A 16,443-nucleotide genomic window follows, 5' to 3' on the forward strand; every position below is an offset into this window, starting at 1 on the left:
TTCCGATTTATCCGTTTCTAGTAACAAATCCGGGTAAAACAAAAAAGCCGCTATAATAGCGACTTTCAATGTGCCATAACCGATTGTGCCAGTCAAAACGTGCCGTCTTCGAACCTTCTACTCATCCGTTCGTAACATTGCCCCTGATATTAAGCATTAGTTATATTGACGAATATCAGGTGGTACATAAGTACTTATAAAAGTGTTAATTTCGTCTAAAGAATCTGTAACAAACCGATTATAGACTCGGTTGAACTGAGGCTAATCTATGTTATCAAAAAAAGAAGGAGCAGGCTATATTGTTATGGAAAAGAATACTAAAAGTAGATTAACTACACCAACTGCTTACATTACATTGACCATATTCATTATCCCCCACAGCCACCACCGTGCCGTCTGATTTAATGCCAAGAGTATGAGCACAACCCGCCGCTACCGCCACAATATCGCACCAGTCACCTACATTGCATTGGCCGTGCTTATTCCAACCCACGGCAACCACCGTACCGTCCGATTGAAGACCGATGGTATGATTACTGCCTGCCGCGATCGCCACCATTGCACGCCAATCGCTTACTTCGCATTGCCCATGTTTATTCCCACCTACGGCAACCGCAGTACCAGCCGATGTAAGCCCCACCGTATGAAGGTACCCTGCCGCTACTTCCACGATATCGCTCCAACCGCTTACTTCACATTGGCCATACTGATTATTGCCCACAATCGTCACAGTACCATCTGATCTAAGCCCAACGGTGTGCCAGTCACCCGCCGCTACCGCCACCATATCACGCCAGTTGCTTACAGCGCATTGGCCTTCATTATTTCGTCCCACAGCAATCACCGTGCCATCCGATTTAAGACCAACGGTACGACGCCACCCCGCAGCAATTGCTACAATATCGTGCCAGTCGTATACTTCGCATTGATCATGTATATTCCAACCCACAGCCACTACAGTGCCCTGAGACGTTAGACCGATGGTATGCGCATTACCCGTGTTCGTCGCCATATGAACATTACCAGCAGCTACCGCCACCATATCGCGCCAACCGTTTACATCACATTGTCCAACTTTATTATCCCCCACTGCCGTCACCGTTCCGTCCAATCTAAGACCAATGGTATGACGTCGCCCCGCCGCTATGGCGGTATATCTAGGGCGCTTCACCTTTAATGCCGCTTCAATCGACGAAGTGTAATCCATGTTCCACCTCCCTGAAATAAATTCCCTGATCCCCGAGATGCAGTTTCGATATCATAATTTTTTTACATCTTACTCTACAATAAATAGTAAACACAAGGAATTAGACAGGTCAAAAAACCGTTAACTCTACTCAGAATTAACGGTTTGAAATCGTATCCTATTTTAATTTAGCCGGCGGAATACTTTGCGGGTTATTAAATACATTTTTCGGATCGTATTTCGCTTTTACTTTTCTCAATCTGGCGTAGTTCTTCCCATAATAGGTCGGCCCTGGATTTTTAATACCTTGGTCTGGTACGTTAATGTAGGACCCTACAATATAAGGCTGCAATTTCTTTCTTGTGTTCCGAGTCAAAGCAATATTTTTAGCTGCACGCGATGGCTTCACCCATGAGCTGTTCCATTCCACATAAAATTCAGCTTTTCGCCAGTAAAACGCAGTGGCTTGAGGAGCGACTCGACTTACAGCACCGCCCCAGTTAAGGAAATAGAACCCGGCTGGTGTGCCTTCCTCTGCATTTTCCAGAAACTCACGCATGACTTTGAAGGCTTTATCCGGGAATGGCTGTCTGCCAAAGCCACTGGAAAACTGGTTGCTGTACCTTTGAGTGAGCACAGGATCTGGGGCTAGCAAAAACTTCGTTGCTGCCCTGTATGGCAGGTACAGAATGCTTTTTTTAGTAGGCGTTCCTACGCTAAGAATGGGTTCCAACTGACGGAGGGCTTCACTCTTCGAACCGAGGTATACCCCTAGCATGCTAACATTTCCGCCTTTTTTGGGACCAACACTTAATTCACTTCCCAGCTTGTTACTAGCCTTAGGCGCCCATACTTGCCATTTCTTCACGACTTTTTCGAACTGTTCCCATGGCCATGTGATACTAAATACAGTAGCTTTGGCTGGAGCGCGCCGCACTTTGAATTTATATTTAGTATTTACACCGAAGTTACCGCCTCCGCCGCCACGTGTAGCCCATAGAAGATCGGAATTTTGTTTTTTGTTCGCCCGAATAATCCGCCCTTTAGCGTCAACCATTTCGAGTTCAATTAGATTATCACAGATGAGACCCGTTGTCCTTTGCAGTGGACCAATTCCGCCACCAGGTGTTATTCCACCAATCCCAACCGTTGGACTGTCACCAAATGGGGCCATAAAACCTTGTCGAGCCAACGTATCCACGATTCTTCCTACGCGATTACCTGTCTCAACAACGGCCGTTCCGCTTTTTTTGTTTAACTTGATTCTCTTCATTTCGCTAACGTCGATGACAATGCCACCATTAACTTGTGATAGGTTGGACTCTAAAGCGTGCCTCCCACTTCTCGGACGAATAGGGACCTTATTTTGACGCGCCCATCTTATAGCGTTGGCTACATCCTTTGTTTTTTGAGCAAATACAAAAACTTTAGGGAATCTGTCCGTATGCGGATCCCAGTTCTTCCGAGCCACTTCATAACCAGGGTCACCTTTAAACACCACTCGCCCTGTAAGCTTAACTTTTGAAATCACGTATCTATCCAACTCCTTAGTTATGAGAACACATAATTTTCATTAACAAATTAGTCTAATTCCATATAGCCTATGAAGGAGAATCATGTTGTGTTTGGGCGTAAACAAAAAGAAAAATATCGGATCACGAGCAACCTACGCTCAGAACCCGATATTTTCGAATGAAATCATTTTTCCTTATGCAATCACTTTAGTTGAATCTTGAAAACATCTCCCGCTTCACCACCAAAGACGATAAAACCACCTTTGGGAAGCAGCGTTGATTGTTGATTCGTTGCTTTTGAAAATTGAAGCACTTCACCTTTATCGTTATATACCGCATAACCTCCGCTCTCCGAAGAATCCACCGTTAACGTTTTGTTCGCTGAGCGGGAATCGATGGCATACCACCGAGCTTGACCGTTGGACGGGATGGTGGTGATGCCTGTTTTCCCACCGAAGATTGGTGTAATGGCTTCCTCCGCAATATACTCCTGTCCATCCTGAGTTAAGTACTCCGCTTCGTTCTTCGTACGGAAATGCAGATCAAAAGCATCTCTTCCGTTCATCACTGGAATCTGTGCGACATTCTCTGCATTGTCAGGATCAACAATTTGTGTGCCATTCGCATAACCGTTCTCCACATCTACGGTCAGGTTTTTGATCAGCATCGATGGAACCAGATAGAAGATCGACGTTATCTTTTCATCCAGCGCGTAATATTTCGAGCCATTTCTAGCCTTCCATTTCTCTTTCGATGCTGTATCTAGTAAATTATTTTCCAATTTTTGATAATCATATGTGTTCATGACCGTTTGGCCTAATCCAGGCAGGGTGATATTCGCTTGAACTTTAAAATATACCTTGTCGTTGCTTTCTTTCTCGAAGCTGACCTTCACACTTCCATCGTTACTCGTAAATTTCCCTTCACCCGTGTACACGTAATTCTGCTCCGGGATAAGTCCTCCTTGCATAGCCGGAAGTGCGAGTTCTCCATTCTTAACCTCTATATCAAGGGTTGAACCTACCGTACCATAGAGGCCGGAATACGCCTTTAATTCCGATGGCATCGTTGTTTTGACAGGTGGTGAGAATGTTTGTTCAGGCTCTATTTCGTCGATGATGCCCTGATCCTGAAGAACCTCCAACAGAACTTTAGTGGCAAACATCTGATTATAGATAGAAGACCCGCCCGAAGATAGGACCGCCATTGATATATCATGTTCCGGTATAGTGATTAACGAGGCGTGATACAACATGGTGTCTCCACCTTTGGCAAGTGCAGTAATGCCATAATCGCTGAACGGTGCAAGTGCTACAGCATCCCATCCAAGACCATAGTTGAAGGTATTTCTCTCTTCGGACACCCATATTCCCCGACGATATTCATGATTTTGCATGGACTCTGCTGCTGATTTGGACAGAATGTCCGGTTTGTTTCCTATCAACACTTCAGCGAATTGGCTTAATTCTTCTGCAGTCGAGTAGATTCCACCTGTACCGAGGATATTAGCATTTTCGACAGGCAGTTTCGTTTCAATTGTAGGCCAATACGTCTCGGATAATCGTTCTCTATCAAAAGAATCAAGTGGTGTCTTGGTTGCTTGCAGCTGTAACGGCTCACTAATGAACTTGGCAATAAATTCGCTGTAGCTCAATCCACTCACACGTTCAACCAATATCTCAAGCAACTGAAAGCCATCATTGCTATAGACGGAATAGGCTCCCGGGTTTGATTTCAATTTCTCTGACTTTAATTTGAGTAGTAATTCATCATGATTGCGGGTATCGGTATCGTCAAATAACATACTGTTTCCATAATGGGTACCATAAAGCCCAGAGGAATGGTTCATGAGCATTCGCGGGGTTATTTGGGTATACCGTGCATCTGCCATTTCAAAATCTTTAATATAGGAAGTGAGGGGCTGATCCAGATCCACTTTACCGGAATCCACCAGCATCATGGTGGCAGCCGTGACAACCATTTTGCTAACGGAACCTATTCCAAACATGGTATCCTTGTCGACTGGTGTTTTGGATGCTTTGTCCTGGAATCCAACACTGTCGGACAAAATGATCTTCCCTTCATCCATGATCGCATATTGTAAACCTGTGACACCATAATTCTGCACCATCTCTGTGGCGAGTCGCCCAGCCTGATCTTCAATCGCTCCCATCTTATTCGTCTCTGCACTGACATCTGTCATCGGAATGACTACAAGTACAGCCGTACATAGCATACTGATTAGTTTCTTCATTATAATAACTTCCTCCCTTATGATACTGCTCATATAATTACATTCATCATATCGGAGAAGAAGCAAATAGAACGATAACGAACCCTGAATGGAAAAAAACAATCCCCGAACGGTATGTTCAGAGACTGTTCATGTCAAAAGGAAGAACGACCATGTTATTAAATGTCCGATGATGATTCTCGATACTCATATGTCCGCCATACTTGTCGCACATTCTCGATATATTGGTTAAGCCGATCCCATGGAACTCGGGATTGGGCTTCTCACTCTTAAAGTGAGTCAATTTTTGCTCCACATGATTTAGAATCTGGATTACAAGTGCAGACGCCGTGGAGTGAATTGCAACCAGGATATACCTGTCTTCAGCATGTCTAACTTTCTTGGAAGCTTCGATGGCATTATCCAACATATTGCCGAGCACAACGCACAGATCATAACGATCGATATGGAGATGTTGTGAATGGAGTTGAATACGGGTGTCGACTTTGATCCCATTTGCCTGCCCCACGGCGATGGTATTTGTAACAAGGGCATCGATAACAAGATTGCCGGAGTTCACCCGCTGGTACGCTCCTTCAATCTTATTCAATGTGAGTTGAATATGCTCACCTGCGGCATCAAGCTTGTTTTGCTTGATACACTCTTCAATGTACAGGAACTGCTGATTGGTATCATGGATGATGCTTTTCACGTTTTTGAAACTGTGCACTGTTTTCTCATAGTTGGCATCCTGATAGTCCATCTGACGCTGTAGTTGAACATTTTCATGTGCGAGCTGAACCTTTTCTACCATATTATCGAATAGATAAACAATGAACACATTAAGAAAAAGGGAGCCTAATACGGAAACGACATAATATATGTTTTTTTCACTATACGTTGAGGCCACATTGATCTGATAGATCGTAATGGTAGGTACGATCAGAAACAAGAAATAATAACGATAATGCATAGCGAAACTTCTCCGTTTGGCAATCAAACGCACAATCTGGATCACAATGAACATGATACCGCAACCAAGCAGCATCACTTTGGAGAACACCCAGTGATAATCCACGTTGAAATGATCCCATATGCTGTAATCCGTGGAATCAATCGCACTCATAATATATACGGCAATGTAATTTACCGTTGTGAGCAGTACTGCATAGAGGATGGTAAATGCAATTTTTTTGATGAATTCCACCTCATAGGATTGTGCCAGGCTGAAGATGAATAACAATGCAAAAGCGGACGAAACGACAGGTGAAAATGAAGATACCAAATAGAAATACCCCAGTACAACAAATACAATGAAATAGATCGCTCTGTATGGTTTCCGTTTGGACTTGCCCAGCACGGAATTGAAATAAAAATTCACCTGGAATGCCATAAGTAAAGGAACGACGAAGACGGACAAGATTACATACATATCCATATCACTGAATCCTCATGATCATATATTTGGTATAAGCATCCTTGACTTCCTTGACTTTGGAGCGGCCTATCGGCAACTCCGTACCATTTAACATGACAACTTGGGTACCCGCAAACTTCTGAACATGCATCAGGTTGATGATAATCGAGCGATGAATTTGCAAGAAACCATGATCTTTCAAGGCGGTGGCATAACCGGATAAGATGCCTTTGCTCTCATGCGAATTTTCCTGAGTCACAAATTTTAATTTGTTCTTGATCGTCAAACTCTTCATGACCTCAATCCAGAGAATATCATCGTATTTCAATAGAAGCTCTTCATAATCTGACTTAATCAGTACATACTTTTTGTCCAGCGCTTTAAAATATTGGCACAGCTTAATCATCTTCTCCTCGAAGATATCCGGCAGGATTGGTTTGATCAGATATTGAAAAGTAACCACATCAAAACTATCAACCATATACTCGGGGTAGCTGGTCAGAAACATGATTTGCACATCCAGATACTTCATATTTCTGATTTCTTGGGCTGTCTGGATTCCGTTCATTCCGCTCATTTCCACATCCATAATGAGGATATGAAACGTGTCTCCCACGTTTTTATAATGTGAGACGAGCTGCTCTCCGGATGCAAATAATGTAATTTGAAAATCAATATTCGTTTTTAGAGATAAGGAGATAAGCATCGTTTTCACAAGTTCTCTTTGTTTCTCCTCGTCATCACAGACTGCAACTTTGAACATGCTTGAACATCCGCCTTTCATCGACATCGACGCTGAATTTCACTCTCAAATATACTATTTTATCACAGGTTCAAGGGCGAAATTAAGATGAAACGCATGATTGAGACCCTAAAGCGCAACAAAGCCGATCAATTTTTCTCATTGATCGGCTTTTCTTGATATCTATTCCTACCCCATTCAAGCTCAATGCTTAAATACAGCGTTGTGTAAAATCATAACAATACTTTAAAATTAATGTTCTATTTAAGCTTACCAACCGCGGTTGGACATACGCTCTTCTGGAGCCAATTTAGAAATTTCAATGCCTTTCATTGGGGCACCCAAGTTTTTGGATACTTCGGCAATCAGTTTGTAATCCGTGTAATGTGTTGTAGCTTCAACGATTGCACGAGCGAATTTCTCAGGGCTATCTGATTTGAAAATACCTGATCCTACAAACACACCGTCTGCTCCCAGATGCATCATTAATGCTGCGTCTGCCGGAGTAGCTACTCCGCCTGCTGCAAAGTTAACGACAGGAAGTTTTCCATTTTCATGAACATCGCGCAGTAATTCATAAGCTACGCCCAGATTTTTTGCTTCAGCGTACAACTCATCCTTGGACATGTTTTTCACTTTGCGGATCTGGCTGTTAATCAGACGCATATGACGAACTGCCTCAACGATGTTACCCGTTCCAGGCTCGCCTTTTGTACGAATCATCGATGCACCCTCACCAATACGGCGAAGAGCTTCTCCCAAATCTTTGGCTCCACATACAAATGGTACAGTGAACTCATGTTTATCAATATGGAACACTTCGTCTGCAGGCGTAAGAACTTCACTTTCATCAAGATAGTCCACACCTAGAGATTCAAGCACTTTGGCTTCTATGTAATGACCGATTCGCGCCTTGGCCATAACTGGAATAGATACAACCTTCATAACCTCTTCCACGATGGTTGGATCTGCCATACGAGCTACACCGCCAGCTGCGCGAATATCGGAAGGTACCCGCTCAAGAGCCATAACAGCTGTTGCCCCTGCCGCTTCAGCGATTTTAGCTTGCTCTGCATTCATGACGTCCATGATGACGCCGCCTTTTTGCATCTCAGCCATTCCTCTTTTTACACGATCTGTACCTGTTTGCATGATTGTATTCCTCCTAAATTAATTTATTGTTTCACTTCAACCTATGAATTAGTATAAAATGAGAATGGACAACTAAAAAGATCCAATAATTTCGGTTTTTATTGTACCACTTCTAAATTAACCTCTGGAGGGCATATGCAATTTCATGTAGCTTACAGTTCATATTTGAACCGAAAATATACCAAGATGAAGGCTCTCTATCAAGCAATTCGTGATGCTATTCAAGAAGGTAACCTGGTGCATGGCGAGAAGTTACCATCTACACGAGAGTTAGCTGCGACGTATCACATTTCCCGCGGAACAGTGAATCAGGTGTATGATACGTTGACTGCTCAAGGTTATATTCATTCCGAGCATGGGAGAGGAACCTTTGTTGCTTATCAGTTGGATTTAAGCAATGATGCGTCCACCGAGAAAGCATGCACTCATCACTTATCAGCCTGGGGGAATCGTATTCAGCAGTTTGAACAGCACACAACTCAAAGGAATTCACATACCAATGCACAAACAAGTAATTCCAGAATAGAAAGCGACGAAGTTATTGATTTTAGCAAATACCAGCCTGATTTCTCCAAGTTCCCTTACGATGAATGGAACAATCGATTGTATGCTGAGATACGGCATCGGGAGCATCACATAGAAACAACCTCTGCTCTTGTTAGTTCAACAGGGGAGCCGAAATTGCGAGAAGCCATTGCTGCCTACCTTCGGCGGATGCGGGGGATTCAAGTCGATGCAGATCACATTGCAGTCACTGCCGGTTCTATGCAAGCTATAGCTCTACTCACTCAATTACTTGCAGATCCTGGGGATCATGTAGTGACGGAAAGTCCTTGTTATATCGGAATTTCACAAGCCATTCTGGCTGCGGGTGCAAATTTGATTGAAGCCAGTCTCGATGGTCAAGGCGTTGTACCCCAAAACTGGGATGCACGTATGTTGTTTGTCACGCCATCACGACAATTTCCAACCGGCGAAATGCTCAGCCTTGAACGCAGACAAACTTTGCTGGATTGGGCACATCGTCATGATGCTATGATTGTGGAGGATGATTATGATAGTGAATTCCGATATCGCGGAATGCATGTTGAACCGCTAAAAACATTGGATAAAGCGGGACGCGTAATCTACCTTGGCAGCTTCACGAAAACCTTGCCTTTGGAAGTACGGCTTGGTTATGTGGTTCTCCCCCCCACTTTGGCAGACACCTTTCGAAAAGCACAGGCATTATACGAGCCAAGACCCGTCAATCTGATCGAGCAGCGGGCATTAGCAGCATTTATGACAAGCGGACAATATGAGCGTCATCTGCGTAGGATGAATCGTTTATATAGTCGCAAATTTCATTTGCTACTTAAACTTTTGAACCAGCAACTCTCTACATGGTTTGATTGGGTGGAAAATGAAGCAGGTCTGCACGTGTTTGGCTGGTGGCGAGGTGATGCGTCCACTTATGAAGTCTTTCGGGCATCGGCTAGATCAGAAGGGGTTGTATACTCAGAGGTCAGCAGTTCAACGTCTGACGGTACGAAGTATGGTATCTATTTATCATTTGCACATTTGTCAGATGTTCAATTACAGGAAGGCGTATGTAAATTAAAAAATGCCGTCACAGCTCCATTGTGAGGAACCTCGTTTCAAAAATGCAGTACAAGAAGATCATCATTTGTTAGAAGGAGCATTGTCGAGCTTTTCAAGTTTTCCGAATTGGAGAGGCAACTGCCAAAAGGACCTCTGCCCCTCCCTCCAACTTCAGCTAGTCGGGCATGAGCTCACTATGTTATAATCATTGCCCTCCTAGCTGAATACAAAAGATGCCCTCAAATGGTTTACTGTTCTTTTCGTATAAAACACATCTTTCCAACTAAAAGTCCCATACCAGATGAACATATAAGATATCCAAAGAACAAGAAAAGTAAATAAACACCATGAAGATCTTCAGGAATCTGTTATAAGCCTTCAAACCAAGCAAAACGAAAAGAATATAGGATTGCTACCCAAATGATCAGCAATAATAGAAGAAAATTAATTATTTTTAGCACAATAAAGATCCTTTCAAGTCCGAGTGGTAACAGTCGGATGTATACGCTGCATCTTTCATTTCGTATATCTTAACGCTGCCCGCACTATAATAGTTAGCTTATGTATTAGACTCGCTACATTCTGAATGTGCAAAATGTGTGGTTCACGTGCGGTCAAGATGTCAGAAATCTACGGAAGCTGAGACACTATATCGGGATGTATCGCCTTTTAGAGCGTTGTTGAGACATATTTTAGGGTTCATGCTTTGGTCGATGATTGCTGCGGGCACAAAGGTACCCTCCTTTTAACAGAAAGGCCTTCTTTGTGCATTTGTAGCAACGTTTTATGCTCAGTGCACTCTAGGAGCACTATCTTGCAAATTCGTGTTCGATCTTTTCTTCTTTCTTGGCTGTCCTTTCCAAGATAGATATGTCCAGATCCGAAGGAGATACTCGACTGGCCCACTGCTAAATTTCTTAAGATATAACGGACTGAGCCATAATTGAGTACCATAGACAGCAAGTGCAATAATTGCTCCAATGATTACACCAGCACGCCCAAACAGACCTAGACCGTAACCATAAAAAATAGTCGTACAGATGACACTCTGCATCAGGTAATTCGTCAGTGAGAGACGGCCGACCGCCTCAAACCTGCGCATCAGGCTATAACGGCGACTTCTTGCGTATAACATTGCAAATGCGTAAATATATCCGAGTGCAAGCAACATTCCCCCGAGCGTCCCGCCGATTCCGATTCCGGGCCATCCTTCCGCACCAAATTGTGGCGCCAACACACCGTATGCTTTGAGTATCAAACCAACTGGAATCAAGAACGAAGCACGACGTAAATACATATGCCTCATTGCCTGAGGATCGCTAAACGTGCCCATTCTGGCAGCGTGCATACCAAGCAAAAACATCGGTACCGTCATTAGCGGGGCTAATACTAGGGCCAACAAGGCAAATGACACATCCAAATCCCCACCGAATGGATCGCCGTTATTGCTGAAATCCCTGATCTCCTCGTAATTGCCATTACCGTATACATCCTGACTTTGGATGATGTAGTTCTCCATATGAGTGGATTCAATAGATAGCGGATTCATTGGATTGGATGCCGGCAAACCTAGCAGCCCTGCTCCGACAAGTAGCAGTACCGCCCAAATGAGCAGCGTTTTTGGCTTTCGATTCAGGAACATCAGCAGAAAGAAACCGAGTACACCGTAAAACGATAGAATGTCCCCTTCCCAAAGATAGGTTATGTGCAGCAATCCGATACCAAACAGTAGTAGAAAACGCCGGGCAAGATGACACTTTGGTCGTAAATCTCGCGATTGAAGGCTTTCTGACAGTTTGATCATACCGAAGCCGAACATGAAGGCAAAGATCGGCATAAAACTACCTACCACAGTGATCTGCAGAAACGAGAGAAATGCCTGGTCTACACCACCGATCCCGAATAGTTGGGGTTTACTCTGGCCAAACATTCCGTATTGGAAAGCCAACATATTCGCCAGCACGATACCGGCCAGACTGAATCCGCGCAGTCCATCAATTAATTGGATTCGCTTTTTTGATGTGCTCAATCAATCACCTCTGTCTATAGCATAAAGATCAATCCTAAATATACGTTAAATCTTTCCAAAATTTCAACTATAACTCTGTCACGAACTCCAGTACTTTGGATTCGAAGCCATCCCAGTTTGTACCATGTCCTCCATTTGATTTCCCTCTAATTACACCTCATCTTCTAAACTAAAAAAGCCGCTAAAATAGCGACTTTTAATGTGTTATATTTTCTTCATTATTTATTGAAAGTAACCTTCTCTGTACCGCTCTCCAAAATGATGGACATATCTCGAGGTTTTGTTTCCGCGATTTTGCGGCCACCTCTATACGAGTACAGTACACCAGCCTGTTTGCGAACAGCCTCGTATTCGTTCTCTGCTTCAAGAACGATGAAGTTGGCGGGTTTTCCTACTTCAATTCCGTATGCATCCTCAATATGCAACGTTCTTGCGCTGTTTTTCGTAATGAGGTCGACCGAATTTACGATTTGATCATAGCCCAGCAACTGCGAAGCATGAATACCCATGTGTAGTACTTGGAGCATGTTGCCCGTTCCTAGCGGATACCATGGATCGAAAATATCATCATGACCGAAACATACGTTAAGACCAGCTTCCTGCAGCTCTTTGACGCGAGTCAGACCTCTTCTTTTTGGATACGTGTCGAAGCGTCCTTGCAGGTGAATGTTGACCAACGGATTGGAGACGAAATTGAGGTCAGCCATCTTCAGCAATCTGAACAATTTGTACGTATATGCATCATTGTATGACCCCATCGCCGTCGTGTGGCTTGCCGTTGTGCGAGAGCCCAGTCCACGTTCGTAGGCTTCCTTGGCAACAACTTCCACAAAGCGGGATTGCTCGTCATCGATCTCGTCGCAATGGATGTCGATCAGACGGTCGTATTTTTCGGCAAGGTCAAAAGCAACCTTCATCGAATCAACGCCGTATTCTCTCGTGAATTCGAAGTGCGGAATGCCGCCGACCACGTCAACGCCCATTTTCAGTGACTCTTCCAGCAGTTCTGCACCGTTCGGATATGAATGAATACCTTCCTGTGGGAAAGCCACAAGCTGGATATCGATGTATGGTGCCATCTCTTCTTTTACTTCAAGCATCGCTTTGACTGCCGTCAAGCTTGGATCTGTAACGTCCACATGTGTCCGAACATGTTGGATCCCCTGCGCCATCTGCCATTTCAGTGCTGTTTTGGAGCGGGTTTTAACATCTTCATGTGTCAAGAATGCTTTGCGTTCCGACCAACGTTGGATGCCTTCAAATAGCGTTCCGCTCAAATTCCATTCCGGCTCGCCAGCCGTTAACGTTGTATCCAGATGGATATGAGGCTCAATGAAGGGTGGCAGTACAAGTGAACCGTTGACGTCAAGTATTTCCTCATTTGCAGTGGCTTGCAGCTCCTGCGTAATTTGTTCGAACTTCCCTTCCTTGACAACGATATTCCATAGACCTTCTTTACCCCGCAATTTTGCGTTCTGTATAATCATTTATTTTCCCCTTTTCTTTGTTGGATTCTTTGTTAGGAACGATCAGCATCAACACGATGTAGGCTACCGCCGTACCGAGCAGTGCATTCAGTGGTGTTACTCCTGGAGCCAGCTGAGCAAACGCAACGCCGATGGCCCAAGCCACCATCGCTACCCAGTTTACAGTTTTGAAACTCATCTCGGCAAACGGTTTATAGTTTCTGCGCTTCACAAAGAAGTAGTCCGCGATGATAATGGCCCCAATGGACGGTACCGCCGCGCCCAGCACATTCAGGAAGCTGACGAAATTGTTGTACATCCACATGGCAAATACTGTACCCACAATGCCGTTTACGATGACGAAGAACTTTTTCGAAATTTTAGTGATGTTGGCAAAACCCAATCCGGAGGCGTACAAGGCGTTATCGTTGGTTGTCCAGATATTGAGTCCAAGAACGATGATCGCAGGAATGAGCAAGCCTTGCAGGAACATGACCTCCGAGATATCAGCCAGGTTATATGCCATTGCACCAACTGCCCCGAACAGGAACATAAGCGAGTTACCAAGGAAGAAGGCAATAACCGTTGCGGTAACCGCCTGCTTGGACGTACGGGAAAACCGGGCAAAATCGGGCGTCAGCGTTCCGCCACTAATGAATGAACCGATACAAATGGTCAATGCTGCAGCTGCGGTGAGTGTCTCTGTCGGCGTGTAATCGAGCAATCCTTGCAGACCTCCCAGCGATCCTGCACCTTTGAACATGGAGTAACCGCCGAGAATGGCAATAGCCGGAACCGCGATATAACCCAAGATGACGAGCGACTTCATACCGAAGATGGCAGATGCCGTCATAGCAAGACCAAACAGCAAGATTAACAGGTACACGTTCCAATCCATCGCTTTGGCAACCGGAATTGCGAACATGGCCACGCCTACCCCGAACCATCCGACCTGTGTAAAGCCAAGCAGGAACGATGGCAGGTACGATCCTTTCGCACCAAACGCATATTTAGCAAGTAAATGTGTGGAAAGACCCGTCTTGGCAGCGATATGTGCCAGTGCCCCTGTATAGATACCGAGCACCAAATTGCCAGCAAGCACGATGCCAATGAACTCCATAAACGTCAAACTGACTCCAAGCGTACCCCCTGCCAACATACTCGCCGAGAAGAAGGTGAAACCCAACATGACGGATAACGTCTTCCAAAAATGATTTCTCTGCGTTTTTGGCACCTCTTGCCATGAAAACTCTTGATCTTGTTTGCTCATCAGAATACCTCCAGCTTAAAGTGTATCTGATACCAAAAAAAAGCAGAAAAAAGAGGCTACTCGTCAAGTTACACACTGACAAGTAGCCTCTTTTTGCATCATAATCCGCGCGAAGACGCAGAGCATCCCTGTGGGGATATGCCCTGATTCACGCGTGATTATAAAATCCGCTGCCCTTGCCAGCCTCTCTGGACTGAATTAAAGGTACCAGTATTCAATTACATTTATTATTTTAGAAAACGCCACAGATGTCAATGTCATTATTATCCAATGGTCATAAATCCCTTCTAAGATAAGCTATTTTTATACCTATTTAACTTTTCAAATGAACTAAAATTTATTAATAAAATCAAAGACCACGTAGTTTCCTTCAGAAGGTCAACGTGATCTTTTATCATTATCTATACCTTAGGTATACTGCAGTCTGTCCTTGTACCAGACGTCGGGAATCATATCACGCTCCAGTTCCAACAATTCATGAATGATCTTGTCCGCGTCACTGATGGAATTCACAAGCGGATCGGTGAGCATCGCCCTTCTCAGCTTCTCGTAGCTCTGCTCCAGAACAGCTTCGACCGTCAGCTCATGTGTATCCAGTACAAGTTCTTGCATTCCTCTTACTCCACGCGGCATCTCGCCTACATGAACTGGCTTAACTCCATCCATTCCCACATCGCACAGCACTTCCAGGAACGAATCGGCATTCATATTGGTTACCGCGCCTTGATTAAGCGTATTGATGAAAAACTTCTTCCCCAAATTCCCTACCATGTTCTCAATGATATCAGTCGCATGGTCTGGGCCAAAGGTGCTCATGTAATCGGTAATCGGGATGTTCCCCTCAAGAAAGTCATCAACCTGACGCCACATTTCGTCGTGACGCTGATACCTGTCCTCTGTCTCCCAGATGGATAATGGCGGAATTGCGTCTGTAGTCTTGCCGAGACCTTGCCAATATCGAACGTATTCCTTCGTATGCGCCGTGCAAGTGGGGATGATTCCGAAAATATCATACAGTTCGTAGGTAATCGCATCGTTAAAAATAGCTTTTGCTCCGCGATCACCGCCGTTGTTCTCATCACCTGCCATTTTGCGCATGGCTTCCGGGATTAGGGGCATCACATTTTTCCCTTCGAATTCCGCTTTAAGCAGCCAAGTGAAATGATTGACGCCAGCGATGCGGAAATCGAATTTCTGATCGATTTCATTGGTGAACTCGTCTGTCTTTTCGATGATTCCAGCTCTTACAGCGTAATAGGCTTTCTTATGCGGCATATGATGACTATCGCACAGGGCAAACGATTTTAGCTTCGGCGCATAGCGATGTAGTGCGATGCCATGAACGGTAGACGGATTAATATAATTAATTACCCAGGCATCAGGACATAGCTCTTCAATGTCTCCGGCGCATTCCATAATAACCGGAAGCTCTCTCATTGCCCTAAAGATTCCACCCGGGCCAATCGTATCGCCAGAACACATGCGAATGCCGTATTTTAGAGAGACTTGGCAGTCAATTCCCCGGTATTTGACTGATTGCTCTGCAAAGCTAAGCACAACGAAGTCCGCTCCCGGCAGCACTTGTCTTCGGTCTACCGAGCCCTCAATCTTTAAGGATACATTGTTCTCCTGGGCGACCCTCTCTGCAAGTGTTACCATTTTCGAGAGCCGCTCCTCGTCCGTATCCACTAAAGTCAAAGTTCCCTGGTTCAAGTATGGTGAGTGAACCATCTGCCAGATGGATTGACGACCGAAAAACAGGCTGCCCGCCCCAATAACAACTACCTTTGGATGCTGTGTGTTTGTAGCATTCATCAATAACCCTCCTCGTAACGATATAAGTTCATTATAGG

The 16,443-nt window shown here is 44.5% G+C and carries 11 protein-coding genes; 1 reads left to right on the forward strand and 10 read right to left on the reverse strand.

What is annotated here, in order from left to right:
* Positions 1-328: 328 nt before the first annotated feature.
* The 6 genes from CS562_RS12540 to pdxS all read right to left on the reverse strand — a co-directional run bounded on the left by CS562_RS12540 (position 329) and on the right by pdxS (position 8,247).
* Entirely contained in the window at positions 329-1,207 is an 879-nt protein-coding gene (locus CS562_RS12540) for an RCC1 domain-containing protein (RefSeq protein ID WP_099856062.1), read from the reverse strand.
* A gap of 157 nt (positions 1,208-1,364) precedes the next feature.
* A complete protein-coding gene (locus CS562_RS12545) occupies positions 1,365-2,714 on the reverse strand; it encodes an FAD-binding oxidoreductase (RefSeq protein WP_373561732.1) in 1,350 nt (449 codons plus the stop codon).
* 188 nt (positions 2,715-2,902) lie between these two features.
* Positions 2,903-4,954, reverse strand: a complete 2,052-nt coding sequence (locus CS562_RS12550) for a serine hydrolase domain-containing protein (protein ID WP_099856066.1) — start codon at positions 4,952-4,954, stop codon at positions 2,903-2,905.
* A gap of 118 nt (positions 4,955-5,072) precedes the next feature.
* The gene (locus tag CS562_RS12555) at positions 5,073-6,371 is read right to left on the reverse strand and encodes an ATP-binding protein (protein WP_099856068.1); all 1,299 of its coding nucleotides are present in this window, start codon (positions 6,369-6,371) and stop codon (positions 5,073-5,075) included.
* A gap of 1 nt (position 6,372) precedes the next feature.
* Positions 6,373-7,113, reverse strand: coding sequence for a LytR/AlgR family response regulator transcription factor (locus tag CS562_RS12560; RefSeq protein ID WP_076289277.1), 741 nt, complete (start codon positions 7,111-7,113; stop codon positions 6,373-6,375).
* A gap of 249 nt (positions 7,114-7,362) precedes the next feature.
* A complete protein-coding gene (pdxS, locus tag CS562_RS12565) occupies positions 7,363-8,247 on the reverse strand; it encodes a pyridoxal 5'-phosphate synthase lyase subunit PdxS (RefSeq protein WP_218642256.1) in 885 nt (294 codons plus the stop codon).
* Between the two features lie 132 nt (positions 8,248-8,379).
* Between pdxS and pdxR the strand changes: the two genes are divergently transcribed.
* Positions 8,380-9,870, forward strand: a complete 1,491-nt coding sequence (gene pdxR, locus CS562_RS12570) for a MocR-like pyridoxine biosynthesis transcription factor PdxR (RefSeq protein ID WP_076289275.1) — start codon at positions 8,380-8,382, stop codon at positions 9,868-9,870.
* A gap of 745 nt (positions 9,871-10,615) precedes the next feature.
* Here the strand turns inward: pdxR and CS562_RS12575 are convergent.
* The 4 genes from CS562_RS12575 to CS562_RS12590 all read right to left on the reverse strand — a co-directional run bounded on the left by CS562_RS12575 (position 10,616) and on the right by CS562_RS12590 (position 16,405).
* Positions 10,616-11,854, reverse strand: a complete 1,239-nt coding sequence (locus CS562_RS12575) for a DUF418 domain-containing protein (protein ID WP_099856070.1) — start codon at positions 11,852-11,854, stop codon at positions 10,616-10,618.
* Between the two features lie 218 nt (positions 11,855-12,072).
* The gene (locus CS562_RS12580; protein ID WP_099856072.1) at positions 12,073-13,341 is read right to left on the reverse strand and encodes a cytosine deaminase; all 1,269 of its coding nucleotides are present in this window, start codon (positions 13,339-13,341) and stop codon (positions 12,073-12,075) included.
* Entirely contained in the window at positions 13,310-14,590 is a 1,281-nt protein-coding gene (gene codB, locus CS562_RS12585) for a cytosine permease (RefSeq protein WP_076289273.1), read from the reverse strand. The genes CS562_RS12580 and codB overlap by 32 nt, the downstream gene beginning before the upstream one ends.
* A gap of 408 nt (positions 14,591-14,998) precedes the next feature.
* Positions 14,999-16,405 (reverse strand): family 4 glycosyl hydrolase, encoded by a 1,407-nt coding sequence (locus CS562_RS12590; RefSeq protein ID WP_099856074.1) that lies wholly within the window; start codon positions 16,403-16,405, stop codon positions 14,999-15,001.
* Positions 16,406-16,443: the final 38 nt, after the last annotated feature.

This window comes from Paenibacillus sp. LK1, assembly GCF_002750415.1.
In the GTDB taxonomy this organism is placed as follows: domain Bacteria; phylum Bacillota; class Bacilli; order Paenibacillales; family Paenibacillaceae; genus Paenibacillus; species Paenibacillus taichungensis.